This is a genomic window from Sphingopyxis sp., assembly GCF_025869345.1.
In the GTDB taxonomy this organism is placed as follows: Bacteria; Pseudomonadota; Alphaproteobacteria; order Sphingomonadales; family Sphingomonadaceae; genus Sphingopyxis.
The window spans coordinates 47,944-72,776 of the sequence record NZ_JAOZVW010000030.1 but is presented as its reverse complement, the minus strand read 5'-3'; the positions used below and the strand labels follow the sequence as shown (position 1 = coordinate 72,776).

Annotated in this window: 29 protein-coding genes and 1 pseudogene; 16 read left to right on the top strand and 14 right to left on the bottom strand. The window is 64.6% G+C overall.

Annotated features, from left to right (window positions below):
- Nucleotides 1-98 precede the first annotated feature (98 nt).
- Nucleotides 99-1,223, bottom strand: a complete 1,125-nt coding sequence (gene dinB / locus OJI97_RS03510) for a DNA polymerase IV (RefSeq protein ID WP_297661154.1) — start codon at nucleotides 1,221-1,223, stop codon at nucleotides 99-101.
- A gap of 191 nt (nucleotides 1,224-1,414) precedes the next feature.
- On the opposite strand from dinB, the gene OJI97_RS03505 reads away from it, so the two are divergent.
- The 5 genes from OJI97_RS03505 to OJI97_RS03485 all read left to right on the top strand — a co-directional run bounded on the left by OJI97_RS03505 (nucleotide 1,415) and on the right by OJI97_RS03485 (nucleotide 8,593).
- On the top strand, nucleotides 1,415-1,774 hold the full coding sequence (locus tag OJI97_RS03505) for a hypothetical protein (protein WP_297661152.1): 360 nt from the start codon (nucleotides 1,415-1,417) through the stop codon (nucleotides 1,772-1,774).
- Nucleotides 1,775-1,840: 66 nt separating this feature from the next.
- Nucleotides 1,841-3,148, top strand: coding sequence for a TolC family protein (locus OJI97_RS03500; RefSeq protein ID WP_297661150.1), 1,308 nt, complete (start codon nucleotides 1,841-1,843; stop codon nucleotides 3,146-3,148).
- Nucleotides 3,149-3,245: 97 nt separating this feature from the next.
- The gene (locus tag OJI97_RS03495) at nucleotides 3,246-4,412 is read left to right on the top strand and encodes an efflux RND transporter periplasmic adaptor subunit (RefSeq protein ID WP_297661148.1); all 1,167 of its coding nucleotides are present in this window, start codon (nucleotides 3,246-3,248) and stop codon (nucleotides 4,410-4,412) included.
- A gap of 3 nt (nucleotides 4,413-4,415) precedes the next feature.
- The gene (locus OJI97_RS03490; RefSeq protein WP_297661146.1) at nucleotides 4,416-7,658 is read left to right on the top strand and encodes a CusA/CzcA family heavy metal efflux RND transporter; all 3,243 of its coding nucleotides are present in this window, start codon (nucleotides 4,416-4,418) and stop codon (nucleotides 7,656-7,658) included.
- 11 nt (nucleotides 7,659-7,669) lie between these two features.
- Nucleotides 7,670-8,593 (top strand): cation diffusion facilitator family transporter, encoded by a 924-nt coding sequence (locus OJI97_RS03485; protein ID WP_297661144.1) that lies wholly within the window; start codon nucleotides 7,670-7,672, stop codon nucleotides 8,591-8,593.
- A gap of 302 nt (nucleotides 8,594-8,895) precedes the next feature.
- On the opposite strand, the gene OJI97_RS03480 is transcribed toward OJI97_RS03485, so the two are convergent.
- The 3 genes and pseudogenes from OJI97_RS03480 to OJI97_RS03470 all read right to left on the bottom strand — a co-directional run bounded on the left by OJI97_RS03480 (nucleotide 8,896) and on the right by OJI97_RS03470 (nucleotide 10,416).
- Complete coding sequence (locus OJI97_RS03480) at nucleotides 8,896-9,081, bottom strand: helix-turn-helix domain-containing protein (protein WP_082737236.1); 186 nt, start codon at nucleotides 9,079-9,081, stop codon at nucleotides 8,896-8,898.
- Nucleotides 9,050-9,469: pseudogene (locus OJI97_RS03475) on the bottom strand (conjugal transfer protein TraG); the annotation flags it as partial. The gene OJI97_RS03480 and the pseudogene OJI97_RS03475, both read right to left, overlap by 32 nt.
- A 569-nt stretch (nucleotides 9,470-10,038) precedes the next feature.
- On the bottom strand, nucleotides 10,039-10,416 hold the full coding sequence (locus OJI97_RS03470; RefSeq protein WP_169799620.1) for a hypothetical protein: 378 nt from the start codon (nucleotides 10,414-10,416) through the stop codon (nucleotides 10,039-10,041).
- Nucleotides 10,417-11,006: 590 nt separating this feature from the next.
- Here OJI97_RS03470 and OJI97_RS03465 point away from each other — a divergent pair.
- Genes OJI97_RS03465 through OJI97_RS03445 form a run of 5 tightly spaced genes read left to right on the top strand, consistent with a single transcriptional unit; the run spans nucleotide 11,007 to nucleotide 12,193 of the window.
- Nucleotides 11,007-11,213, top strand: a complete 207-nt coding sequence (locus tag OJI97_RS03465) for a cold-shock protein (RefSeq protein WP_067105477.1) — start codon at nucleotides 11,007-11,009, stop codon at nucleotides 11,211-11,213.
- A gap of 15 nt (nucleotides 11,214-11,228) precedes the next feature.
- The gene (infA, locus tag OJI97_RS03460; protein WP_212597295.1) at nucleotides 11,229-11,486 is read left to right on the top strand and encodes a translation initiation factor IF-1; all 258 of its coding nucleotides are present in this window, start codon (nucleotides 11,229-11,231) and stop codon (nucleotides 11,484-11,486) included.
- 24 nt (nucleotides 11,487-11,510) lie between these two features.
- Nucleotides 11,511-11,654 carry a hypothetical protein gene (locus OJI97_RS03455; RefSeq protein ID WP_297661139.1) on the top strand — a complete coding sequence of 48 codons (144 nt, stop codon included), beginning with the start codon at nucleotides 11,511-11,513 and terminating at the stop codon, nucleotides 11,652-11,654.
- A 16-nt stretch (nucleotides 11,655-11,670) separates the two neighbouring features.
- Nucleotides 11,671-11,877, top strand: coding sequence for a hypothetical protein (locus OJI97_RS03450; RefSeq protein WP_212597297.1), 207 nt, complete (start codon nucleotides 11,671-11,673; stop codon nucleotides 11,875-11,877).
- The gene (locus OJI97_RS03445; RefSeq protein ID WP_141237178.1) at nucleotides 11,858-12,193 is read left to right on the top strand and encodes a hypothetical protein; all 336 of its coding nucleotides are present in this window, start codon (nucleotides 11,858-11,860) and stop codon (nucleotides 12,191-12,193) included. Before OJI97_RS03450 ends, OJI97_RS03445 begins: the two co-directional genes overlap by 20 nt.
- Nucleotides 12,194-12,401: 208 nt before the next feature.
- Here OJI97_RS03445 and OJI97_RS03440 read toward each other — a convergent pair whose 3' ends face one another.
- The 6 genes from OJI97_RS03440 to OJI97_RS03415 form a co-directional block, all read right to left on the bottom strand.
- Nucleotides 12,402-12,671, bottom strand: a complete 270-nt coding sequence (locus OJI97_RS03440; RefSeq protein WP_067105481.1) for a hypothetical protein — start codon at nucleotides 12,669-12,671, stop codon at nucleotides 12,402-12,404.
- A gap of 30 nt (nucleotides 12,672-12,701) precedes the next feature.
- The gene (locus OJI97_RS03435) at nucleotides 12,702-12,935 is read right to left on the bottom strand and encodes a hypothetical protein (RefSeq protein ID WP_067105482.1); all 234 of its coding nucleotides are present in this window, start codon (nucleotides 12,933-12,935) and stop codon (nucleotides 12,702-12,704) included.
- Nucleotides 12,925-13,218, bottom strand: a complete 294-nt coding sequence (locus OJI97_RS03430; RefSeq protein ID WP_217983779.1) for a hypothetical protein — start codon at nucleotides 13,216-13,218, stop codon at nucleotides 12,925-12,927. Before OJI97_RS03430 ends, OJI97_RS03435 begins: the two co-directional genes overlap by 11 nt.
- Nucleotides 13,211-13,846, bottom strand: a complete 636-nt coding sequence (locus OJI97_RS03425) for a hypothetical protein (protein WP_067105484.1) — start codon at nucleotides 13,844-13,846, stop codon at nucleotides 13,211-13,213. Before OJI97_RS03425 ends, OJI97_RS03430 begins: the two co-directional genes overlap by 8 nt.
- A 244-nt stretch (nucleotides 13,847-14,090) precedes the next feature.
- The gene (locus tag OJI97_RS03420) at nucleotides 14,091-14,414 is read right to left on the bottom strand and encodes a hypothetical protein (RefSeq protein WP_067105485.1); all 324 of its coding nucleotides are present in this window, start codon (nucleotides 14,412-14,414) and stop codon (nucleotides 14,091-14,093) included.
- 431 nt (nucleotides 14,415-14,845) lie between these two features.
- On the bottom strand, nucleotides 14,846-15,064 hold the full coding sequence (locus OJI97_RS03415; RefSeq protein WP_067184118.1) for a hypothetical protein: 219 nt from the start codon (nucleotides 15,062-15,064) through the stop codon (nucleotides 14,846-14,848).
- Between the two features lie 111 nt (nucleotides 15,065-15,175).
- Between OJI97_RS03415 and OJI97_RS03410 the strand changes: the two genes are divergently transcribed.
- The 6 genes from OJI97_RS03410 to OJI97_RS03385 all read left to right on the top strand — a co-directional run bounded on the left by OJI97_RS03410 (nucleotide 15,176) and on the right by OJI97_RS03385 (nucleotide 20,549).
- Nucleotides 15,176-16,006, top strand: a complete 831-nt coding sequence (locus tag OJI97_RS03410) for a hypothetical protein (protein WP_067105487.1) — start codon at nucleotides 15,176-15,178, stop codon at nucleotides 16,004-16,006.
- A 348-nt stretch (nucleotides 16,007-16,354) separates the two neighbouring features.
- Nucleotides 16,355-16,600, top strand: a complete 246-nt coding sequence (locus OJI97_RS03405; protein WP_067105488.1) for a hypothetical protein — start codon at nucleotides 16,355-16,357, stop codon at nucleotides 16,598-16,600.
- 1 nt (nucleotide 16,601) lies between these two features.
- Entirely contained in the window at nucleotides 16,602-16,736 is a 135-nt protein-coding gene (locus OJI97_RS03400) for a hypothetical protein (RefSeq protein ID WP_255211373.1), read from the top strand.
- Nucleotides 16,737-16,877: 141 nt separating this feature from the next.
- Nucleotides 16,878-19,061, top strand: a complete 2,184-nt coding sequence (locus OJI97_RS03395; protein ID WP_297661134.1) for a glycosyltransferase family 4 protein — start codon at nucleotides 16,878-16,880, stop codon at nucleotides 19,059-19,061.
- A complete protein-coding gene (locus OJI97_RS03390; protein WP_067105490.1) occupies nucleotides 19,054-20,355 on the top strand; it encodes a glycoside hydrolase family 130 protein in 1,302 nt (433 codons plus the stop codon). Before OJI97_RS03395 ends, OJI97_RS03390 begins: the two co-directional genes overlap by 8 nt.
- Before the next feature lie 11 nt (nucleotides 20,356-20,366).
- On the top strand, nucleotides 20,367-20,549 hold the full coding sequence (locus OJI97_RS03385; RefSeq protein ID WP_067184129.1) for a hypothetical protein: 183 nt from the start codon (nucleotides 20,367-20,369) through the stop codon (nucleotides 20,547-20,549).
- A 120-nt stretch (nucleotides 20,550-20,669) separates the two neighbouring features.
- Here the strand turns inward: OJI97_RS03385 and OJI97_RS03380 are convergent, their stop codons facing one another.
- The 4 genes from OJI97_RS03380 to OJI97_RS03365 form a co-directional block, all read right to left on the bottom strand.
- A complete protein-coding gene (locus tag OJI97_RS03380) occupies nucleotides 20,670-20,846 on the bottom strand; it encodes a hypothetical protein (RefSeq protein WP_156482939.1) in 177 nt (58 codons plus the stop codon).
- Between the two features lie 126 nt (nucleotides 20,847-20,972).
- Nucleotides 20,973-21,125, bottom strand: coding sequence for a hypothetical protein (locus OJI97_RS03375; RefSeq protein WP_156482940.1), 153 nt, complete (start codon nucleotides 21,123-21,125; stop codon nucleotides 20,973-20,975).
- A 442-nt stretch (nucleotides 21,126-21,567) separates the two neighbouring features.
- Complete coding sequence (ybaL, locus tag OJI97_RS03370; RefSeq protein WP_367184744.1) at nucleotides 21,568-23,433, bottom strand: YbaL family putative K(+) efflux transporter; 1,866 nt, start codon at nucleotides 23,431-23,433, stop codon at nucleotides 21,568-21,570.
- Between the two features lie 157 nt (nucleotides 23,434-23,590).
- Nucleotides 23,591-24,823, bottom strand: coding sequence for an FAD-binding oxidoreductase (locus OJI97_RS03365; RefSeq protein WP_095388157.1), 1,233 nt, complete (start codon nucleotides 24,821-24,823; stop codon nucleotides 23,591-23,593).
- Nucleotides 24,824-24,833: the final 10 nt, after the last annotated feature.

Sequence of the window (24,833 nt, the reverse complement as noted above, 5' to 3'; positions counted from 1 at the left end):
ATCCAGAGCTTGTGTAAACCGCCCTGGATTGCATCGCTTCGCTCGCAATGACGGAGGAAGAGGGGGAAGCTCTTTGTGACTTCGTGGCTTCGTGCGAGTCAAATCAGGCTCAGCAGATCGTCCGGCCCCGCCGCTTCTTCCTCATCCTCTTCTCCCTCGAACTTGCTCAACGTCACCCCCAGCAAGCGGATGCCCTGCTCGACCGGCAGCAGCGGCGCGAGGATGGCTTCGCCGACCGCGAGCAGGCCCGCGCCGTCGGCGATCGCGAAGGGCACCGATTTCGCCCGCGTGATCGTGCGGAAATCGGCGTAGCGCAGTTTGAGCGTCACCGTCCGTCCGCGCGCCCCGCGCTTCGCCGCGCGGTCCCAGACGACGGTGCAGACATGCGCGAGCGCTTCGCGGACTTCGGTGTCGGCGATCAGGTCGTTGAAGAAGGTGCGCTCGCCGCCGAGCGATTTGAGCGGCCGGTTCGACCGCACCCGCCGATGATCGATCCCGCGCGCCAGATTGTGGAGCCATTCGGCGCTGTTGCCGAAATGCGCGGCGAGCCATTCCATCTCCTTCGCGGCAAGGTCGGCGCCCGAAAAGACGCCGAGTCCCTCCATCTTCGCCGCGGTGACCGGGCCGATGCCGTGGAAACGCCGGATCGACAGCGTCTGGACGAACGCAGCGCCCTTGCCCGGCGGGACGATCGTGATGCCGTCGGGCTTGTTCTGGTCCGACGCCAGCTTGGCGATGAACTTGTTGTAGGAAACGCCCGCCGAAGCGGTGAGGCCGGTTTCGCGGCGGATGCGCTCGCGGATCAGCCTTGCGGCGGCGGTCGCGCTGCCGAGCCCGGCCTTGTCACGGCTGACGTCGAGATAGGCCTCGTCGAGCGACAGCGGCTCGACTTCGTCGGCATAGTCGCGAAAGATCGCGCGGATCTGGTGCGAGACATCGCGATAGGCGTCGAAGCGCGGCGGCACGAAGATCAGGTCGGGGCATTGGCGCTTCGCGGTAATGCTCGGCATCGCCGAACGAACGCCGAACTTGCGCGCCTCGTAGGAGGCGGCGGCGACCACCCCGCGCCGCGACGAGCCGCCGACCGCGACGGGCTTGCCGCGCAGGGCCGGGTTGTCGCGCTGTTCGACCGACGCGTAAAAGGCATCCATGTCGACATGGATGATCTTGCGGACCGGCGGGTCCGTGCCGTCTCCCGGCGCAAGGTCTGCGGCGTCTTCCACGGGCGCGAATTAGCATGTTTCCCTAATGTTCTCAACGCCTCGCGCGCCGACTGCGCGCGCCGCTATCGGGCCGCGGCTTCGATTTTGGTCGATAGAAATGAGATAACATCACGAAATTAAACAATATTTTGGACTGCGCGCTTGGCGCTTTCGCTTTGCAAGACAAAGGAACAATGCTAGGCGCCGTCTCGATGAGACGGGTGCTTCTGCTCTTGCTGTCCCTTCTCCTCGCATCGGGCACGGTTGCGGGTTCGATCGCGCATGCGGCGGAAGACTGCGCGCAGCCGACCCCGACCCCGGTCATGGCGAACGAGATGCGCGATTGGGACGGGTGTGTTCAGGTCGTCGTCAAGACATCGCAGGATTCGCCGTCGGACGACCAGCAATCGCCGGTCACGGTGCATGGCTGTCATGGTCATTATGCGGGCGTAGCCGCCGATATCGCCGCACCGCCGGTCGCGGTGGTTCATGCCGTGACACATGGCCGCGCGCCGTCGGCGGCGGTGCCGCCCGCCGCCTTCATCGGGACGTTCCGCCCCCCCATCGCCTGACGATCCAGGTTTGCGCGTGCCCTTGGGACCGCGCTTTTCCCTGTCATTGTCAGGAGTCTTTCCTTCATGAACCTTATTGTTGCCGCCGCGACGGTTGCGGCGCTCATGGCTGCGGGAAGCAGCGCGAGCGCGGCCGCCCAGGCGCCGGGCCCTGCGCTTGCCGGCCCGCTCCCTCCCGCCGGACAGACGGTCCGCGCCGGTCCGCTTCCTGCCAGGCTGACGCTGGCGCAGGCCATGGAAGAAGCCGACGCGCGCTCGCCGCGTGTTCTGGCCGCGGTGGCCGAGGTGGAGGCCGCGCGCGGCCGCCAGCGCCAGGCCGGCTATCGCTTCAACCCCATCCTTAATGTCGATGTCGAGAATTTCGCCGGCACCGGGCCCTATTCGGGGTTCGCCGGCCGCGAAACGACGGTGTCGATCAACCAGCGGCTCGACCTCGGCGGCCGGCGGCGCGCGCGCATGACGCTTGCCGATGCCGAGTTCGTGGCGGCGCAATACCGGCTCGAAATCGCGCGCGCCGATCTCGCCTTCGAGGTTCGCGGCCAGTTCGCGGCCGCCATCGCCGCCCGCGATGATCTGGCGCTCGCGCGCGAGAATGAGGCGCGGGCCCGCGAACTCGTTCGCGTCGCGCAGACGATGGTCGATACCGGCAACGAGCCGCCGCTCCGCGCTTTCCGCGCCAACGCCGCACTGGTCCAGGCGACTGCCGAGCTTCGCGCGGCCGAAGCCGGGGAGGCGTCCGCGCGCCGCTCGCTCGCGGCGCTGCTCGGTGTGGCGACGCCGCCCGCCGCGTTGATCGACGGCGAAATCGGGACACGGCCCGCCGACGTGGATGCGCGCGCGACGCTCGATGTCAGACTGGCCGAGACCGAGCAGGCGATCGCCGAGGCGCGGCTCCGCGGCCAGCGGGCCGAAGCCCGCGTCGATCCGAGCGTTGGGCTCGGCGTGCGCCAGCTTCGCGAAACCGGCGACCGGGCGCTCGTCGCCAGCCTGTCGATGCCGCTTCCGATCTTCGACCGCAACCAGGGCAATGTCTCGGCGGCGCGTTCGGATGTCGCGGCCGCCGCCGCCCGGCGCGAAAATGCGGTGGTGGCGGCCGAGGCCGCGATCGCCAATGCCCGCGCCGACCTCGATTCGGCCGAAGCGCGCCTCGCGGCGCTCGAAGGCGCCGGGATCGAGCAGGCGCGCGAAGGGGTGCGGCTTGCCGAACTGTCCTATCGCGCCGGAAAATCGTCGCTCGTCGAATATATCGACGCGCAGCAGGCTTATGCCGCGATGCGGACCGCGCTCATCGCGGCACGCCGGGCACGTGCCGAAGCATGGGCGATCCTCGCGCGGCAGGCGGCCGCTGAGGGCGACGCGGATCATCAGTCATGATCGCGCCGCCCTTATCGGACGGCCGCGCGCCCAGCCATCCATTCCCTTGCGTGCAAGCGGCTTCGCCCTGCGCCCTCCCTTTTCGTGGAGACATTCGATGATCACCAAGGACAAACGCCTTTTGGGCACTATTGCGGGCGCCATGGCTCTCGCCGCCGCAACCGGCTTCGGCGTCGCCCGCTGCACCGCCGACCCCGTCGCCGCCCCTGTGCAGGACGGCCGGGGCGAAACCGAAAGCGAGGCCGCGCCGGACAGCCTCGCCATCACGCCCGCCGCAATCGCGGCGGCCGAGATCGGGGTCGAGACGATTGGTGCCGGCGGCCTCGGCTCCGAAATCATCGCGCAGGCGACGGTCACGGCCGCGCCGGGCGGCGAGGCGGTCGTCGCCGCGCGGGCGGGCGGCGCGGTCACCCGCGTCTTCAAACGGCTCGGCGATCCGGTGCGCGCCGGCGAACCGCTGGCGATCGTGCAAAGCCGCGACGCGGCGCAGATCGCCGCCGAACGCACGGCGGCGGAGGCGCGGGCGGTGCTCGCGCAGAAGACTCTCCACCGGGAAAAGACCCTCTTCGAACAGAAAGTCTCGGCGCGCGTCGATTATGAGCAGGCGCAGGCCGAAGCGGCGGTGGCGGCGGCAGAGGCCCGGCGCGCGCGCGCCGCGGCCCGGACCGCGCAAGTGACGCGCGACGGCGGCAGCGTCGTGGTCGCGAGTCCGATCGCGGGCCGCGTCACCGCGGAAAACGTCAGCCTCGGCGCGTTCGTTCAGCCCGAAGTCGAATTGTTCCGGGTCGCCGATCCTTCCAAGGTTCAGATCGAAGCCGCCGTCGGTCCGACCGACGCGCAGCGGCTCCGTCCCGGCGACCGCGCGATCGTCGAATTGCCCGATGGGCGCGCGATCGATGCGCGCGTGCGCGCGGTCACGCCGGGCCTGGCGGGCGATACGCGGTCGGCGACCGCGGTGCTCGACGTGCCCGGCGCCCTCCAGCCCGGGCTCGCCGTGCGCGTGCGCCTGCTCCCGAGCCGCGGCGCCGACGCCGGCGGCGGCCGGATCGCCGTTGCCGAGGAGGCGCTCCAGACCCTCGATGGCCGCGATGTCGTGTTCGTGCGAACGAAGGACGGCTTCGCGGCCCGCAAGGTCATGATCGGGCAGCGCAGCGCCGGCCGGGTCGAAATTCTCGCGGGGCTGAGGGCCGGCGAGACGATCGCCACCAAGAACGCTTTTCTGCTCAAGGCCGAGTTCGGCAAGGGCGCGGGCGAGGAGCATTAAGCCATGATCGCGAAACTGATGGCGCTTTCCGTCCGCGCGCGCTGGGCGGTGCTTTTCCTCTTTCTCATCATCGCCGGGCTCGGCGTCTGGCAGCTCACCAAACTGCCGATCGACGCGGTTCCCGACATCACCAACAACCAGGTCCAGATCAACACGGTCGACCCGCGCCTGTCGCCGGTCGAGATCGAAAAGCTCGTGACCTATCCGATCGAAATCTCGCTCGCCGGGATTCCGGGGCTGGAGACGACGCGCTCGATCTCGCGCAACGGGTTCAGTCAGGTCACCGCGATCTTTTCGGATTCGACCGATCTTTATTTCGCACGGCAACAGGTGGGCGAGCGGCTCCGCCAGGCCGCGGAGAATCTGCCCGACGGAACGCAGCCGCAAGTCGGCCCGGTCACGACGGGGCTCGGCGAAGTCGTCATGTATACGGTCGGCTATGCCAAACCCGGCGGCAAGGGTGCGAAGACGGTCGCGGGCCAGCCCGGCTGGCAGCCCGATGGCGCCTATCTGACGCCCGAAGGCGAAAGACTCACCGACGAGGTCGCGAAGGCCGGCTATCTGCGCACCGTTCAGGACTGGATCGTCGGCCCGCAGCTCAAGGCGGTGCCGGGCGTCGCCGGGGTCGATTCGATCGGCGGCTATGCCAAGACTTTCGTCGTCGAACCCGATCCCACCAGACTCACCAGCTTCGGCATCTCCTACAGCGAGCTCGGCGAAGCGCTCGAGCGGGCCAATCTCGCGGTCGGCGCCAATTACTATAACCGCGGCGGCGAAGCCTATCTGGTGCGGGTCGATGCCCGCGTGCGCTCGGTCGACGAGATACGGGGGACCGTCGTCGCGACGCGCGGCGGCGTGCCGGTCACAGTCGCCCAGCTTGCCGAGGTGAAGATCGGCGGCGACCTGCGCACCGGCGCCGGCAGCATGAACGGCAAGGAGGCGGTGATCGGCACCGTGCTCATGCTGATCGGGGAAAACAGCCGCACCGTCGCCGAAGATGTGTCGGCGAAGATCGATCGGATCGCGAAAACATTGCCCCCCGGCGTCGAGGTCAAGATCGTCCTCGATCGCGCCGGGCTGGTGAACGCCACCGTCGGAACGGTTGAAAAGAACCTCACCGAAGGCGCGCTGCTCGTCGCCGCCGCGCTCTTCCTGCTGCTCGGCAACTGGCGCGCGGCGATCATCGCGGTGCTCGTCATTCCCTTTTCCTTCCTGATGATGGCGATGGGGATGAACGCCTTTCGCGTCCCCGGCAATTTGATGAGCCTCGGCGCGCTCGACTTCGGCCTGATCGTCGACGGCGCCGTCATCATCATCGAGAATTGCCTCGCGCGCCTGGCGCACCGGCAGGCGCATGAGGGCCGGTTGCTGTCGCTCCGCGAACGCCTCGAAGAAACGATGCGTGCGTCGCAGGAGATGATCAAGCCGACCGTCTTCGGCCAGGCGATCATCCTGCTCGCCTTCGCGCCGCTGCTGATGTTCACTGGCGTTGAGGGCAAGACCTTCTCGCCGATGGCGGTCACCATCATGCTGGCGCTGGTCGCGGCCTTCATTCTGGCGATCACGCTCGTCCCGGCGCTCGTCGCGCTGATGATCCGCGGCAAGGTCGCCGAGAAGGAAGTCTGGATCATCCGCAAGGCCAAGGAGCGCTACCTGCCCCTGCTCGACAGGGCGATCGCGAAACCCTGGGGCTTCATCGCGGGAGGCCTCGCCTTCTTCCTCCTCGCGATTCCCGTTTTCGGCCTGCTGGGGTCGGAATTCATCCCCAAGCTCGACGAGAAGAATATGGCGCTCGCCTCGACCCGCGTTCCTTCGGTCAGCCTCGAGCAGTCGCTCGCGATGCAGCGCAAGGTCGAGGCCGCGATCACCAGCCTTCCCGAAGTCGAACTGATGTTCTCGAAGACCGGCACCGCCGAGGTGGCGACCGATCCGATGCCGCCGAATGTGTCCGACGGCTTCGTCATTCTGAAGCCCAAGGCGGAATGGCCCGCGGGCGTGACGGCGAAGGAACAGGTGATCGCCCGCGTCGAGAAGGCGGCAACCGGGATCCTCGGCCAACTCTATGAGGTGTCGCAGCCGATCGAATTGCGCTTCAACGAACTCATCGCGGGCGTCCGCGGCGATGTCGCCATCAAGCTCTATGGCGACGACCTCGACAAGATGTCGCTTGCCGCGAACGAGATGGTGCGCGTTCTGCAAGCAGTCCCCGGCGCGGGCAGCGTCAAGGCCGACCAGATCGGCGGCGCGCCGACCCTCGACGTCAGGCTCGATCGCAATGCCATCGCGCGATACGGCCTTACGGTGCAGGAGGTCGCCGATACCATCGCGGCGGCGCTCGGCGGGCGTGAATCGGGCCTCCTCTATGAAGGCGACCGGCGTTTCGACATCATGGTCCGCGTTCCCGATGCGACCCGCGTCAATCTCGACGACATCCGGGCGCTGCCGATCCTGCTGCCGCAGGCGGGCGGGGTGCGGGGGCAGATTCCGCTCTCGCAGGTCGCCCAGATCCGGCTCACCGAAGGGCTCAACCAGATCAGCCGCGAGAATGGCAAGCGGCGCGTCGTCGTCCAGGTGAACCTCGAAGGGCGCGACGCCGGCTCCTTCGTCGCCGAAGCGCAGGAAAAGATCGCAAAGGTGAAGTTGCCCGCGGGATATTATCTCGAATGGGGCGGGCAGTTCGAAAGCCTTCAGGCCGCATCGGACCGCCTGTCGATCGTGGTCCCGCTCTGTTTCGCGGCGATCTTCGTGCTGCTCTATCTGGCGCTCGGCGGATTCGGCCGGGCCGCGGCGGTGTTCCTCGCGGTGCCGTTGGGCCTCGCGGGCGGGGTGTTCACGCTGGCGCTGACCGGGATCAATTTCTCGGTGTCGGCGGCGGTGGGCTTCATCTGCCTCGCGGGGGTCGCGGTGCTCAACGGGCTCGTCGTCATGACCGCGATCGGCGAGCGGCTCGAACATGGCGTCGCGCTTGCGGAAGCGATCCGTGAGGGCATGGCCGAAAAGATGCGCGCGGTGATCATGACCGGCTTCGTGCCCGCGATCGGCTTCGTGCCGATGGCGATCGCGACCGGCACCGGCGCCGAGGTGCAGAAGCCGCTCGCGACGACGGTGATCGGCGGCCTGATCGCGGCGACGATCCTGACGCTGCTCGTGCTGCCCGCCATCGCAAAGGTCGTGCTCGGTTCCGAAGGGCGGCCGCGCTTCGGCGGATGGCGCCTGGCTTTGCCTGATCGACCGGTCCCGGAATAAGGAGAGATTCGATGGGACATCAACATGATCATGGCGAAGGCGGCGGGGCGCACGCGCACGACCATACGGCCGGCGCAAACGCTCGCAGCCTTTCGATCGCGCTTGCCCTGACCGGCAGCTTCCTGATCGCCGAATTGGCGGGGGCGTGGCTGTTCAACAGCCTCGCTCTCCTGTCCGACGCCGCGCATATGTTCACCGATGCCGCGGCGCTGGCGATTGCGCTGGCGGCAATCCGGATCGGGCAGCGGCCGGCCGACAAGAAGCGCACCTATGGCTATCGACGGTTCGAGATTCTCGCGGCCTCGTTCAATGCGCTGCTGCTGTTCGTCATCGCCGGCTATGTCCTCTATGAAGGCATCCAGCGTTTTCTCGATCCGCAGCCGGTCGGGTCGGCCGGCATGCTGGCCGTCGCTTTCTTCGGGCTCGTGGTCAACCTGATCGCGATGCGCGTGCTCGCGGGCGGGCGCGACCGGAGCCTGAACGTGAAGGGCGCCTATCTGGAAGTCTGGGCCGACATGCTCGGTTCGATCGGCGTTCTGCTGGCCGCGGCGCTCATCTGGCTGACCGGCTGGACCTGGGTCGATCCGGCCGTCGCCATCGCCATCGGCCTGTGGGTGCTGCCGCGCACCTGGATATTGCTGCGCGATACGACGAACATCCTGCTTCAGGGCGTCCCGCGCGGCATCGATCTCGACGCGGTGCGCGGGGCCATTGCCGATGTCGCCGGTGTCGCGAGCGTCCACGATCTGCACCTCTGGTCGGTCGCAGGCGACGACCGGAGTTTGACCGCCCATATCGTCATCGACACACCGGAAGACGAGCAGCAGGTCCGGCGGCGCGTGGCCGACCAATTGCACGGCCGGTTCGAGATCGAACATGCGACGCTTCAGATCGAACGCGGAGACGCCGCGTGCGAGAAGGGCGATCATGCGTAGGCGGATAGGCGGAGAATGGAGCGGGTAGCGGGAGCCACACCATCCACCTAATGGCATGTTAATATTGAATATTCTCTCCGATCGGACAGGACATACCCTCACTCATACCCTCACGCGACCACAAAGAAAAAATGGGAATCGAAAAGAGGATGAAACGCGAAAAAAGGGAATCGAACACGCCGGTGGTGGGGCTTACTTGTCCTTCATCCTGCATTTGGCGAAAACGCGAAATTGCAGGATAAATTGCCTATGGACAGGCGCGAGCGATCTTGCCTGTCGTTCCTGCGGCTCGCTCATGGCACCTAACTTTTCTCGAACAGGCGCTTGAGACTGGCGTATCGGACGAAGGTTGATCGACCGACCTTTACCGTTTCAAGCTCGCCGGCCTTGATGAGTTCGTAGAGCGTCGATCGACCTATGCCGGTGAGTTTCACCGCGGCGGCTATGCGGACGCATACCCGAGCGCGTCGGGGCGAAGGCCATGACATGCTCCGGCCCGTCGTGGCGAAGATAGCGCCACCGCTTGCGGCCGAGAAAGACGCTGCTGTCGCTGAGCAGGCCGGCGCGGTCGATCTCGCCGTTTGTAGCCCAGCGCGCGGAGCCGTATGTGGTGACATGCCGCGACTGGCGCGCGCGCCATAGCGACCCGGCGATGGCGGACGCGCAGCCGAGAAAGCCGCTCGCTCCGGCGATCATCCCGGCCTTGTCGAAAACCTCGGGCGCGTAGGCTTCGTAGTGATACCACCACGGAAATATCGCCCACGGCCGATAGACCGGCGTGTCGAACAGGACAAACCATGCCGGTCCAAGCTGCGGCTGATAACCTAGCTGTGCCGCACACCATTGCGTGGCGATCCAGACGCCTGCGATTACCATCGCGAAAACGACGAAAATCTGTCCGACAAGGAGTTTGGTAGGCGTTAAGACATTTTCCCGGCGACGCAGGGATCGCGTCGGCGTCCCAAAAATCAGCCGGGTCGGTGAAATCTCATATGACGGTTATGGCGCGTGATGACGCGCCGCGACGCAGTGCGAAGGGCTATCAGATTTCGCTATAGGTATCGGCGTGACTGCATCGCGCCTGATGTCGGCCGTTCCACCTCTGATGAGCCCGAGCCGAAATGCGGGCACCGCCGTCCTTTTCGCTCTCCGCCAGCGGCCGGTCGAGCACGATGCCGCACGCCGTACGGTATTACTCGACATGCTTGGGCATTTGGCCGAGCACAGTTAGTGCTAGGAGACCGCGCCGCGGAGCGCGGAATAGGAAATTGATCGACGAGGCCGCGACTTTCGAAGGTTCCTCAACACTTTCAGCGTTTTGGGCGAATGGCGTTCCGACAGAGCGGCTGGCCGCCGGAGCATCCTACCTTTTGCGGATACCGTGATCGACCGAAGGGCGCTTGTAGCCATCCCGTATCCGGTATTTGAAAGCCGATAGATTCGGGTTAGTCCCTCCCAGCTACAAGTAGCTCCCTCTGACCTTCATTTACGCTACCGACATAATTCAGGATTCCGGCGACTTGTTCGTCCGAACCGCCTTGAATATTTTCGAGAAATTCGACCATCCGATCAGCAGCAATTTCCATACGCCTGCTACCGATATGGATGTTGAAAGCGGTGATCTCTGCTGCGGGCCCATCGGACTTGGCATCATTTATAACGAAGCCGGATGCATCGGCGGCAGCGCGTATTTCGCTCAAAGCATGATCAACCGTCGCAACATCGTGCGAGGACACGATGATGTCGTCTACATATATCGACACTGGCCAGACTGCGTTGTTGACGCAAGCGATCGCCGCGCCGAGAGCCGAATGGTCAAGCACGACAGACGCTAACAATGGCGATTGAATTAAACCGAACCGCAGGCTGAAGTTCCGTTGCCCCCTTAACCGTCGCTATTATCGCAGATGGCCGCCGTGGTTTCGCAAGCCTCTTGGAACGGCGCTTATTGCAGAAGACATAGGAAGCTATGCATTGTGCGGCTCTGGAAGGTGGTTATTCCGCCCGGCACGGACATAGATACATCCAGCCAATCCCGCCGCGTTGGCGACGTCCCAATCAATAGCTCATGCAGAGCACACGACGCTTATATCGGCACCAGAGCTGACATCGACGCGCATCGCGCAGATCCGCCAGCAGGTCGAGAAGGCGACGAGAGGCCGCGACCGTAAAAAGCTGCGATTGAATAATTCCAGTCCTCAAAGAGAAAAACAGGAAACACCGCCCTCGCCATTTAATGAAAATCCAGGCAGAAACTTGACTTTTCGAAAAGGATGGCCCATATCACAGTTGCTAACGTCGCCTGCGACGGAATTTTGATACCCCGCTCCGGGGCGATTCTTCCCTTCTCACGCTTCCAGCTCTGTCGGTGCTTTTGCCGGCGGATACCCTGTTTTCGTGAAAGGAAACACTCATGCCGATCGGCAAAGTCAAATTCTTCAACAGCGACAAGGGCTATGGCTTCATCTCGAATGAAGACGGCTCGGGCGACAGCTTCGTCCATGTGACTGCCGTCGAGCGCGCCGGAATGGCGTCGCTGGGCAAGGACCAGCGCGTCTCGTACGAACTGGAAACCGGCCGCGACGGCAAGATCTCCGCGGTCAATCTCGAAGCGGCCTGACCCGGCCCTTCGGCAATGGCCAAGGAAGATGTCCTCAGCTTCGAGGGCTCGATCGAGGAAATCCTGCCCGACGGGCGGTTCCGCGTCATCCTTGAAAATGGCCATCGGCTGATCGCCTATACCGCCGGGCGGATGCGACGCTTTCGTATCCGTTCGGTGGTCGGCGACGCCGTCCGCGTCGAAATGACGCCCTATGACCTGACCAAGGGCCGCATCGTCTACCGCGATCGCGGCCCCGGCGGTCCAGTCGGCGGCGCCCGCAAGCGCCGCTGACACCTGCACTCCAAGAAGACCGATATGTTTCAGACCAACACCATTCTACCCGCGCTCGCCGGCCTCCCGCTGGCAGGCAATCCGATCGTGATATGCCGCACGCCGCGCCGTTCGCCAACGCTCTCGCGCCGCGAACTGAAGCGGCTGATCGCCGACATGATCGATTGAACGAAAGGAAAGCGCCGTGGCAGCAACCAGCGACAATTATCGCGAACAGGCCGAGCGATGCGAGGCCGCCGCCGCCGCGGCGGACCTGACACTGGTTCGCGAGCGCAATCTCCGTTCGGCCGCCGCGTGGCACGCGCTGGCCAACCGCCAGTTCAAATCCGAACAGGCCCGCGCTGACAGGGATCGGCTCGCCGAAGCGGTCCGTGCCCAATGTCTCGCCTGAATCCGCGAGCGCGAACCTGAATCACCGGCACGGCGGCCGTCAGCATGACGAAAGGCCCCACCAGGACACCATCATGGATATGAACCAGCTCTTCTATCATCATCAAATGGCCGTGATCGCTGCCGACCGGGCACACCGCGCCGGCGAAGCACCCGCCGGTTTCGATCTCCCGAACCATTATGCCCGGCGGATCAACCGGTTTCGCGAAAAACGCGGTCTCGAACCTGATTTTGTCGGATATAGCAGCGCGCATGCGCGGCGGCCCGTCGCGGTGATAAAGACCGGCTCGGGCGCGATCGCGCTCGACATCGCCTAGCATCGGCCTATTGTCGTATGACAAAGGCTTTCCTCGCGACCCGGGAAGGCCAATGGGGCTTCCTTTGGTCACGAGCGCAGAGGATGAAAGGGCTTCGCATGCAGATGCGAGGCCCTTTTGCGATGGAGATTTGCCCGATCGTCCGAAGTCTCTTCGCGATGGCCCGCACGATTTCCGGTGCAGCAGAAAGTCCAAATCCCGCGCGCTATCAAACGCGCGGGAGCGACAGCAAAGCAGCCGGCGGGAAACCGCCACCGTCGACGGTGAGATAAAAACGCCGCGACGAGCCGTGCTGTAGCGCCACGATATCGATCCTCTCTTCCTGGAACCATATCCAGAAGCGATGAACCTCGTCCTTCGTCCAGTCGATGATCTGATCGACGAGGAACAGGCTTTCGCCGACTTTTACCGCCTCGATATGATGCGTCCGTCCGTCCATCCCGCCTTGCCGGATGCCGGTGATTTCATAATCGGCCATGCCGGATGCTCCATCCCTGTGTCATGGCCACTAGTAGCGAACGGGCACGATGCGAATGCGATCGATCGCGCCGGGCGACGCCCGCGACCGGGCGATCGCTTCCGTACGCAGCATGTCGAGAGTAAGCGCGTCATAGTCCTGCTCGTCGGGCTGCATGGCCAGATCGGTTTCGACGACAAGAATGACTTTGCGTGCCAGCCCGTCGATTTCCCACTCGAACCATGTGCGCGTGATATGCCGCGCGGCTTCCCGATCACCTGACATGGCGCTCACCGGTCTCGGCCGCGCGCGAGCGGATTTCCCGCTCGACGAGAGCGTAGCCCGTATCGCTCAGGGTGGCGATTGCGATCGGGCGGCCGCGCAATTCGGCGCTTTCGCCATTCAGGAAGGTCAGCGCGGGATCGCGCCCGCCGAGCAACTGGAAAGCGAGCGCGCTGATCGCGCCCTGACGCTTCGCTTCTTGCGGCGGAAGCGGTGCGAAGGGCCGGCGCCGCCTGAACGGATTGGTCCGCGCGCGCGCCGCCGGCATCTCCTTGCGGTCAGGCATCATTGGCTTGCCTCCCGGAATTCGCAGCGCTCTCGCGCTGACGACGCAGCGCGGCGCGGGCATCCTCGATATTGGTATAGCGAAAGCTTCCCACGCTGAACTGGTCAACATAGCTATGGACGATGCCCTCGTCCGACTGCGGGCGGAAAGGCCGCAGATGCACGGCCTGCCGTTCGTGGGGGGGGGGCGGAGGCAGGTCGGCAGCCAGCTTCGCGAGTTTTTCCTCGTCGAGATCGAGGGCCTGGTAGATATCGTGTCCGATGACCCACAGCTCTTCGTGGAGATCGGTCAAGCGCTCGGCTATGCCGCCCAGCGCGCATGCCGCGCGCTCGGCCTCGGTCATGGCCAGCGCCTTGTTGACGAGAAGTTCGGCAACCAGCGTGTCGCCAAGAAAAACCGGATAGTCGTCGCCCTGTGCCGAGGTCGGAGGATCCGCGCGCGGGCCGCCGTCTCGATCGGCCATGAGGGCCGGACCGACGCCGAGGCCGCGCCGCGCGCGATACTCGCCGATCCGCTTCGCATAATAGCGCGGAAGATCGAAATTGGCGTGGGGCCGCCCATCGCGGTGGGCGCGGTTCGCTGCGATCAGCGCCATCTGGTGATGATAAAGGAGTTGATTGAGATCCACGTCCACCTCCCGTTCAGCGGGAGCGCGATGGTCTCTCAGTCCCCGGCAAGCGAAAGGACGCCGACGATCTCATGGAGATGGGGTAGCGGCTTCTCATTTACAAGAGAGGGGGTTCGGCCCCGTGCTTGCCGGCTCGCAATGCTGCGGATCGACAGCGGCTTGCAGCCGACAACCGAGCGGCGCCGAAATTCAGCCTGGGTGCTTTGATAGCCGATATTGAACCCGTCGAAGAGAAAGGGTCGAGCTAATCACTCTGAAACTGATCGACTGAGTTCAATTGCACGCGTTCCGCGGGTGTATCCGGCGAGGCCGAATTGCATGGCGTGTGTGCACTTTGGCGCTGGCCGCGCGGCCCGTCCATATTGACGGCGCAAGCGCCCGGCAGGCGGATCGCATGCAGATCGGTCAGGCATCCGGCGACCTGCGACCAGAATTCCGCGTCCTCGATTTCACCAGCATCGCGCAGCCGGTCGATACGCCGTGCGAGAACCTCGGGCCCACGATCGCCAAACTGATTTTCGATGGCGAGGGCTTGGCCCCACAGGTCGCGAGTGGCCTTCGTTCCCATAGGTGCGACTCCAATTATCTCCCGAATATATCGCCGGCCTTGCGGGAATCCAAAATCCGGCGCGCTTCGAACGGCTGACCAAATGTTTGGCCGGTGGCACCCCGTCGCTTCACAGCCAAGACCACAGCCGACGAGCCAGACGATTTTCGGCGATTTTCCGGGAGAGGGTCCTATGATTCAGATCTTGGGGGGCTTGGGTGGAACCGATTCATCCGGTACCGCTCCGGGCTGCGCTGATCCTGATTCCGTTCCACACGACCGAGTCGCGGATCGCACGCAGTGACATCTGGAATGCCGTCGCGCCGCGGTTGTTCGGCTTTGGCTAAGCTCGGCCGTCTCGGCAGGCATAAGTTGAACCGCCGTCGCGGCAGCCTTCTCGATCATGTGCGGCATTTGCGTCGCGCCGGGACGGCGCGAAGCCTTTCATCGACCTAAAGCTTGCGGGTACCGAGCCACCTCACCTTCGCCGGGTCGCGGTGATCGAAGAAGCTGCTGGCCTTCCGATCGAGGGTCGCGATCCTGGCGAGATCCTCGTCGTCGAGCTGGAAGTCGAGGATCGCGAAATTCTCGACCATGCGTTCCTGGCGCACAGACTTGGGGATCGCAACGATACCGCGGTGGTTCGCTGCGAAACGGGTCAGCGCGACCATCTGGCCTTGTAAAGAGCGGTTGTTCGCACCACCTACGGGGGTATCGTCAGCCTCATTTTTGCATGTTGGCGACCGAGAGACTTTCGCGCTCCCGCACGCGGGAGACGGAATATGGATTTCGATCAACTTCTCTATCATCATCAGATGGCCTTGATTGCCGTAAGCCGGGCGCGGCGCGACGGACATCCTCCGTCCAGCTTCGATCTGTCCGACTCTTATGCCAGGCGGATCGCCGAATATCGCGACCGGCGCGGTCTCGACGACGGGCCTGCCGACAAAAGGCGGCCCGGTTCCGCCCGCCTCAAAGCCGACCCGACAACCTCGGAGCAGGCTGCCGGATATGCGGATTTCCTCGGCGACACATTCATTGCCGAGCTTCTCATTCATAAGGCGCTCAGCATGACGCCCCAAGAACGCAGCGCCTCCGCACTCGAAGATATAGTCGATCGACTGGCCGAGATAGAAGAAGCGCGCTGGGTCATCGGCCGCGATATCTATCGGTCGCTCGGATACGATGAAATGGCGCTCGCAGCGCTTGCCGACAATATATCGATGGACGACGGTGGGAGCAGCAGCGCCGTCAATCCCGGCTCTGCATGGCCATCGACGGACAAGGACATCGCGCGCGGCCATACCGGGCAATTGCCCTTGGAGACTTGGCGAAACGTCAACATCCATGATGAACGCGCCGAACTCCTCCGCCAGCGGATTCGGGAGCGCAGCTTGAGCGAACAAGCCGATGCGCCTGATCGCGAACAGGTCATTTCAAGGGCGATGCTCGACGCGGAATATCGCTACGGCAATGCTTCGGAACAATTTGCCGTCGACGAGGAAGCCGGGGCGGTTCGCCTTGGCGATCGCGGGGCCGCCCATATCTGGCAAATCGTCGGCGAGCGCCTTCATACGCTCCATGACATAGGCAGGCCGCCCAGGCAGGACTAATGAATTGATCGCGCGCGGCGCAACGCTGCGGAAACGACAAGCCAATAGCGAACGGGCTCGATACGAATGCGGTCGATTGCCCCCGGCGAGGCGTGCGGCCGACTGCGTTCGCAACCGCGCGCAAATCCTCCAGAATCAACAGATCATAGCCATTGCCGTCAGGTTGGTGTCGCTCTGCCCGGGAAGTGTTGGCCGCAATGATAAACATATAGGCATTCGAATTGCCCCGAATTCGTGGGGTGGTTTGCGCGATCCGTGGTATAAGGCCCTCATCACCTGAATTTTGAACAAGCTCCATGTGACAGAGGGACAAAAATTGTGCTCTCGCTTGATGCAGGAGCACGCACCATGTGCCTCAATCAGCTACTCGAAGACGAACAGATCGCGCTGATGCGCTATTCCGCCGCGACCAAACCCTCGGAGGTCATGCGATATCGGCGCAAGATCGAAAGCCTCGGTCAGTGCTTCAAATCCTTCCCCTACCGTCACCGTCCCTATCTTTCTCCGAATGTCCGGAGCGGAGCGATCGCTTCGGCCCGCCCGCGGCGTTCGGACGAATTCTCGTATCGGATGATCGAACGGAAGGACGTCTGACATGGCAAAATCGCAAAAGCGCAGCAATCGCGAGATCCGCAAGCCCAAGGCAGCAAAACCCAAAGCACTCACTGCCCTTGCCGCCCAAGAGGCGTCTGCGGTGAAAATGACCGCCAAACCGAAAGGCAAGCACTGAGATGGCCTGCACACGCCGGCGCTGCGGATCGCGTTCGTCGGCAATGCCCTCCCGCGCCGCTGCGGCATAGCCACATTCACGACCGACCTCGAACTCGCGGTCGGCGCGCTCGGCGAGGTTGCGGATACGGCCATTGTCGCGATGATCGAGCCGGGCGGCGACCACGAATTTCCGCCAGCCGTCCGCAAGACAATCCGGCAGGGCCAGGTGGCCGACTATCGCGCCGCCGCCGATTTCATCAATCGCGAGGCGTTCGATCTCGTCTGCCTCCAGCATGAGTTCGGCATCTTCGGCGGCGAGGCAGGCGCGCTGATTCTCGGCCTCGTAGCGAGGCTCGATGCGCCGCTCGTCACCACCTTGCACACGGTTCTCGATCGGCCGACCACGGCGCAGCGCCGCGTCATGAAGGATATCGTTACCGCATCGGCGCGGGTGGTCGTCATGGCCGACAAGGCCCGCGACATGCTGATCAATGTCTATGGCGCCGATCCGGGGAAGATTGACGTTATCGCCCACGGCATTCCCGATGTTCCGCTCGCCTCGGCGCGAGCCGCCAAGGAGCGGTTGGGGTTTACCGATCGCAAGGTGATCCTGACATTCGGGCTGATGAGCCCGAACAAAGGTATCGAGACGATGATCGAGGCCATGCCCGAGATTGTCCGGCGCACGCCCGATGTCCTCTATGTGGTGATGGGCGCCACCCACCCCGCCTTGCTGGCCCGTGAGGGCGAGCGTTATCGCGACACGCTGACGGCGCGGGTACGCGAGCTTGGCCTCGATGACCATGTCGCGTTCATCAACCGTTTCGTCGACCGCCCCGAACTGCTCGACCATATCGCGATGTGCGATGTCTATGCGACGCCCTATCTGGCGGCGGCGCAAATGACGTCGGGAACGCTCGCCTATTCGCATGGTCTGGGGCGTCCGGTCGTTTCCACGCCCTATTGGCACGCCGCCGAGTTGCTCGCCGACGGGTCGGGCGTCCTGATCCCGTTCGACAATCCGGCAGGCTTCGGCCCGGCGATTTCCGATCTGCTGGGCAATGACACCGAACGTCTGGCGATGGGGCGCAAGGCCTATGCGGCGAGCCGCCCCATGATCTGGGCCAATTCGGCGCGGCGCTATGCCGCGAGCTTTCGCAAGGCTTGCCGTGAGCGCAGGCTCGCGTCCGGCGGCCAGGCGGGGATGCCCGAACCCGGGCCAGTCCGCCTGCGGACGAACGTCCAACCCGACCTCCCACCGATCTCGCTCGACCATCTCGCCGCGATGTCCGACGACACGGGGATATTCCAGCATGCCGTTCACGCAATCGCCGACCGCAGTCATGGATATTGCATCGACGACAATGCACGGGCGCTGCTCCTGTGCTGCGGTCTCGCCGGCGGCCCCGATGCGCCGCTGGCGCGCCGGCTGTCATCCACATTCGCGGCCTTCATCCAGCACGGCTGGAATCCGGGCAATCGGCGTTTTCGCAATTTCATGGGCTTCGACCGGCGATGGCTGGAAGATGCGGGCTCGGAGGACAGTCACGGGCGGACGCTTTGGGCGCTGGGCGCCTATAGTGCGCGTGCCTGCTCCCTTGGCCATGCGCGCTGGGCAAAAGAGCTGTTCAGCGAGGCGCTGGCCGACGTCGAGGCCTTCACCTCACCGCGGTCCTGGGCGTTCACCTTGCTCGGCCTCGCATCCTATTGCGCGGTTTATGCCGAAGATCATGCCGCCGCGCGCCTGCGTGCCGAACTCGCCGGCCGCCTCGAAAGGTTGCTGGGCGAACAGGAAGGTCCCGAATGGACATGGTTCGAAAATGGCCTCAGCTATGACAACGCCCGGCTGCCGCAAGCGCTGATCGTCACGGGCGCCGCAGCGCTCTCGGCGACCATGGTCGAAGCGGGATTGCGAAGTCTGCGCTGGTTGGTGGCGATGCAGACGGCGCCCGAAGGTCATTTCCGGCCCGTCGGCTCGCATGGCTTCCTGATGACCTCGCGCAATAGTCCCGAACCGTTCGATCAACAGCCGCTGGAGGCTTGCGCGACGATCGCGGCCTGTATCGCGGCGAAAGGCGTCGATCCAGACTCTTCGTGGCGTGCGGAAGCCGAGCGCGCCTTCGCATGGTTTCTTGGCGCGAACGATCTCGGCATCAAGCTGGCTGACCTCGCGACGGGCAGTTGCCGCGACGGCCTCCACCCGGACCGCGCGAACGAGAACCGGGGGGCGGAATCGGTGCTATCCTTCCTGCTCGCGCTGGCCGATATGCAGCGCCTGAGAGCGGCGGACCGGCGGGCGCCGTCACAGCCGAGCCCATCCACACACGAAGCCATCAATGCCTGACGGGGCTCCGCCATCCGCGCCCTTCTTCAACCGGCAGGCGCTTCACTTGCGGCCCGACCCGTCGCGCGTCGTCGTCCGGCCGTTCCGGCCGGCGGTCGAACCCCGAGACCTGCATCCCGTCGACAAGACCCGCGCCAATCACATCGTCGACCGCGTCCTCGCAATGACCGCGGACGAGACCGACGCGCTGCTTGCCGAAACGCTGCGAAACTTCGACGACCGGCACCGCAACCTCCCCGCAATATTCGAACGGCGCGCCGCGGAAATGGAGGATGCCTTCACAGCTCACAAGAGCTTCTCGCAGGCGCAGCGTCAGCTCGTCGGCGCCTACTTTCTTCATGAGTACAGCTTCGAAGCAGCCGCGCTGTTCAATCCCAGCATCGTGCCGCACCCCGACCAGTCGGGAGTCGCCGCAGGATGCCGCCGCTTCATCCTTAGCCTGCGCGCGGTCGGCGAAGGCCACATCTCTTCCCTGACGTTCCGGTCGGGAATATTGGCCGCCGACGGAACCGTTACCATCGACCCGCCCGCGCGGCTCGCCGCGACGCCCGTCGTGACCGCCCGTGTCGGCGATCGTCTGGAACTCGGCTTCGATCCCGCCAGCGACATCGCGGAGCGGGTGATCTTCCCCGTCACCGAGAGGCAGGCGAACGGGATCGAGGATGCCCGCTTCGTCGCCTTCCATGACGAAGGCCAGACCATCTATTATGCGACCTTCACCGCCTACAGCGGAAGCGGCATAAGGTCGGAGCTGATCGAAACCCGGGACTTCGTGACATTCCATCTGGCACCGCTCAAGGGCGCTGCGGCGCACAACAAGGGGATGGCGCTTTTTCCGCGAAAGATCGGCGGTCGCTATGCGATGATCGCGCGCCACGACAATGAGAGCCTGCACCTCATCCTGTCGGACGACCTCCACGAATGGGGCCTCGGCGAGGTGATCGTGAAGCCCAAATATCCTTGGGAGTTCGTCCAAATCGGCAATTGCGGCTCGCCCATCGAACTCGACGAAGGCTGGCTGCTCTTCACCCATGGCGTCGGCCCCGTACGCCATTATTCGATCGGCGCGGTTCTGCTCGACAAGGACGATCCCTCGCGCGTGCTCGGGCGCTCGCGCGTACCGCTCGTCCAGCCCGCGACCGCGGAGCGCCATGGCTATGTCCCGAACGTCGTCTATTCGTGCGGCGCCATCAAGGTCGGAGAGCGCATCCTGCTTCCCTATGCCATATCGGACGCCTTTTCGACCGTCGCCACGATCAGGATCACGACACTTCTCGACCAGCTCAAGGATTGAAAGGCTTCGACATGGACAAGACCCCGTCCGGCAACGACCGGTCATGCAAATGCGGCGGTATCGACGCCGCCGAGCGTGAAACACTCGATCGATACGGCATTACCCGCGTGCCCGCCGCGACCTATCTCCTAGACGGCTATCGCTATGCCAGCCTTGCCGACGCGGTTGCACAGGCATGCCGTTCCCGCATGTGAAGGGAAATCGGATACTGTCGGCGAGCGGGAATGACTTGAAGCGCGGCAGGACACTTCCAAAACGAAACCGGGCCACGTATCGACACGCAGCCCGGCCTGGGGACGATCGGTTAGCTCGGACTAGCTGCTCTGCTTGCCCGGCTTTTCCGCTTCTCCACCCTGCTGAGGCCGCTTGTCGCGGTCCGGCTGGCCGGGCTGACGGCGGCCGCCGTCCTCCTGCTGGGGCTGGCGCTCGCCTTCCGACTTGCGGCCCGGCTGGCTGCCGGTCTGGTTCTGGTCGGGGTTGACCATGACCATTCTCCTCTCTTCAATTGCCCGGTAGTGGGCATGGAGAAGACGCGCGGGATAGGGCATTGTTCCTGTTTATCATGCCGGGTCGCTAATAGAGCGATTCCGTCCGGTCGAGCGGCAGAGCCGATCGTCTCAGCCCCGCCGTCCGCTCGCCTGCCAAACCAAGCCGGGTAGTTTGACCATCTCGCAACCGCAAACGGTGCAATGGCTGACGAAGCGCCCCCGATCCCAGTGGCTCGCCTTGAAATCGACGAGGTGACGGCCGAAGAGATTGTGCAGTATCATGATCGCGTTCCTTTCGCTGGTTGTGCTCCGCCCTCATTGTCCCATTGCTCAAGGGCATGCTGGACAGAAGACGACGACACGACTTGAGGATGGGCTGTTTGCGGCGCCCCCGAGCAGGCGTCGTTTTCGCGCTCCCAGCTTTCGATTGCGCGCTCGAGGTCGTGTCGCCGGCGCCGCGACTGGTGAAACGCGTTTCCCATCGTTTGCGGAACATGTTCCAGCCCGTGATGGAGAAGCCGGTTCCACAACCGAATGATCCGGCCGAAAGATCGCGAGGGTTCGTGGATGGAAATCATCGAATAGACTCCCGCTGGGCAAGCGGGAGCTCGAGGTCTCTCAGTCACGGGAAGCTTGCGATCGAAATCGGGTGATGACACATCCTATCACAGACGGACATGATGCGGGCATCAATTCGCCACGCAGAATGGGCCTGCGCACCGGATCAGCCTGCATCCTCGTCATCCCCCCGGCGCTGGCGCAGTTCTGGCGCTTCGCGAGGCGGTATGTCGGGCCGGCGCTCGAACGCGCCGCCTTCCCCGGATATGCGCTCCTTCTGAACGATGGCCGCTACGCGCTTCTTCGAAATGCCGAGGCTGCGCAGCGCATAGCCGGCGAGGCCGAACGACAGCTCGCGCGCGCCCATGATCGCGAGGCCGACGCCCTGACCTTCGAGATGGGCGACCTCGGCTTCGCTGTGGGTCCGGATCGCGGTGTCGATTTCGGGATTGAGCTCGCGCGCGATCTCGATGATGCGCCGTGTCTGAAAGCCATCCGGCGTCGCGATCACGAGCAGCCGCGCCTGGGCGATATCCGCCGCCTCGAGAATACCCGGGGTCGATGCTTCGCCATAGATGGCCGTAATGCCGCGCTCGCGCAGCGCCTCGACGCGGCGTCGATCCTTGTCGACGAGGATAACGGGAAGACCTTCGCTCTTGAGCATCCTACCGACCACGCGCCCGACCCGGCCGTAGCCGACAACGACCGCGTGATGGCGAAAGCTGCTGTGCTTCGCGTCGGGCAGACGGGAATGGCTCTCATCGCCTCCCCGCTCCAGCAATGCCAACAGCCGCGGTCGTCGTCGCAGCCATCTCTCGAAGCCGTCGAAAGCGATGAAGACGAGCGGATTGAGCGTAATCGACAGCAGCGCGCCGGCGAGGACCAAGTCCCTCGCTTCCGCCTCGACCAGCCCCAAGGTGACGCCCAGGCCGATCAGGATGAAGGAGAACTCGCCGATCTGCGCCAGGCTCGCCGAGACGGTCAGCGCCGTCCGCGCCGGATAGCCGAAGGCCAGCACGATCCCAAACGCCGCAACCGACTTGCCGGCCAGAATGATCGCCAGCACTGCCAGAACGGCGGACGGTTCACGGACCAGGATGCCCGGATCGAACAGCATCCCGACCGAGACGAAGAACAGGACGGCAAAAGCATCCTGCAACGGCAGCGAGTCCGCGGCCGCCCGATGACTGAAATCGCTTTCGCTGAGGATCACGCCAGCAAAGAAGGCGCCGAGTGCGAAGGACACGCCGAACAGGGCGGCCGAGCCGAAAGCGATACCGAGCGCGGTCGCGAGAACCGACAGAGTGAACAATTCGCGCGAGCCCGTTCGGGCGACACGTTCCAATATCCAGGGCGCGGCGCGCGTTCCGACGATCAGGACAAGCGCAAGGAACAGCGCAACCTTTCCGAGCGTGACAAGCAAGACGAGCGCGATATCGCCCGCGCCGCCCGAAGCTCCTTCCCCTCCCAGCGCGCGCCCTAACGCCGGCAGCAACACAAGGGCCAGCACCATGACAAGATCCTCGACGATCAGCCAACCCACGGCGATCCGGCCGTTGATCGAATCGAGCGTATTGCGCTGCTCGAGCGCGCGCAGCAGCACGACGGTCGACGCGACCGACAGGGCAAGACCGAAAACCAGGCCCGCCCCGGTGGTCCAGCCCCAGAGATGCACCAGGCCCGCCCCGAGCAGGGCCGCAACCACGATCTGGACGAGCGCGCCGGGGATGGCGATCCTGCGGACAGCGACCAAATCCTTGATCGAGAAATGCAGCCCGACACCGAACATCAGCAGGATCACGCCGATCTCCGCGAGCTGGTTCGCCAGCGCAGCATCGCCGACGAAGCCGGGAGTGAAGGGGCCGACCGCCACGCCTGCGAGCAGATAGCCGACGAGCGGCGGCAGCTTCAGCCTGCTGGCAATGAATCCGCCGATGAAAGCGAGGACCAGTCCCATAACGAGCATGGCGAGAAGGCTGGTGTCATGGGGCAATAGCGATCCTTTCGGAAAGAGCCGCCATGCCGGCGGCACTCGGTATGATGGAGCGCCGATGGGTAAAGCGGCCGCGCTATCGGTGGCGGTGAAGGATCGACCCTACACCAGCGACGGCGCCAAGACCATGCTGCTCATCGGAAGCAGGAAAAGACACTGACAGGTGCGATGGCGCGACTGCGTTGCGCGGACCCGCCTAGAATTTTCGATGGAAGCTGACGAGGTCCGCGTCGGGATCGCCATAGCCGCAGATCAGCCCGCGCAGCATCTGCGCCGCCATCATCGAGAAGGTGATGCCATTCCCGCCATAACCCATGGCTGCATAGCAGTTGGGCATGCGCGGGATGCGGCCGATCGTCGGGGTGCCGACAGGGCTGTCGCCGAAGCTGCCGGCCCAGCCATGGACCGGAGTCGCGTCGATTCCCGGCAGCAGCGCGGCGAGCTTGCGCGACAGGGTTCTGATCTTGCCGGGAAGCTTCGCGTCGCGTTCGCCCGCGTCCGCGATTTCCTCATCCTCGCCGCCGCATATGACCTCGCCGCGCGGGGTGGTGCGGATGTAGAGATAGGGGTCGGCGGCTTCCCAGATCATCGCGGCCGTCGGCCAGATGGCGCGGGGCTGAGGGCGGGTCGCGATCGACCAGCTCGATATGATCCTGTTTCCCTTGCGCGGGATGCCCTTCATCATCTCGTAGCCCGTCGCCATGACCACATGGCGCGCACGGATCTCGGGACCGCGCGCGCTGTGAAGCGTCACGCCGTCTTCGCGCGCGTCGATGTCGCAGATATCGACCGGCGAATAGAGCCGGGCGCCGCGCGCGATGGCGGCGTTCAGATAGCCAAGGGTCATCCGGCGCGGGTCGGCGGAATAATTGCCGAAACCGATCAGCGCATGGCGTCCCTTGATCCCGTAGCGCTCCAACACCGCGGCGGGTTTGAGAAGCTCGACCTCGAAACCCGCGCGCCGGCGGGCGTCGGCTTCGCGCGCCAGGCCGTCGGCGTCGAGGACATTGCCGTCGAGATAGATGGAACCGCGCGTCGCGCCGTCGACGGCGAGGCCCAGCCGCTCGGTCCGCTCGCGCAGCGCATCGACCGCCTGGCGCGAGCGGCGCCAGATGCGCTCGGCCTTTTCGCGCCCGATACGCGCGGCCATCAGCGAGAGCGGCGTGTCGAGTTCATATTGCAGCATAGCCGTCGATGCTGCGGTCGATCCTTCGGCGGGGCCGCGGCGATCGACGATGACGGTCCTGAGACCCGCTTCCGACAGCGCCTCCGCGATCAGCGCGCCCGATACGCCGGCACCGACGACGACCGCATCGCACACGATATCGCGCGTCAACGGCTTTGACGAGATCGCCGGACGACGCCGGGCCGACCAGATCGACCGCCCGGTGCGAAGATCGCGGTGACGGGTCGCGGACGCGGCCGTCATCAACGTGGGC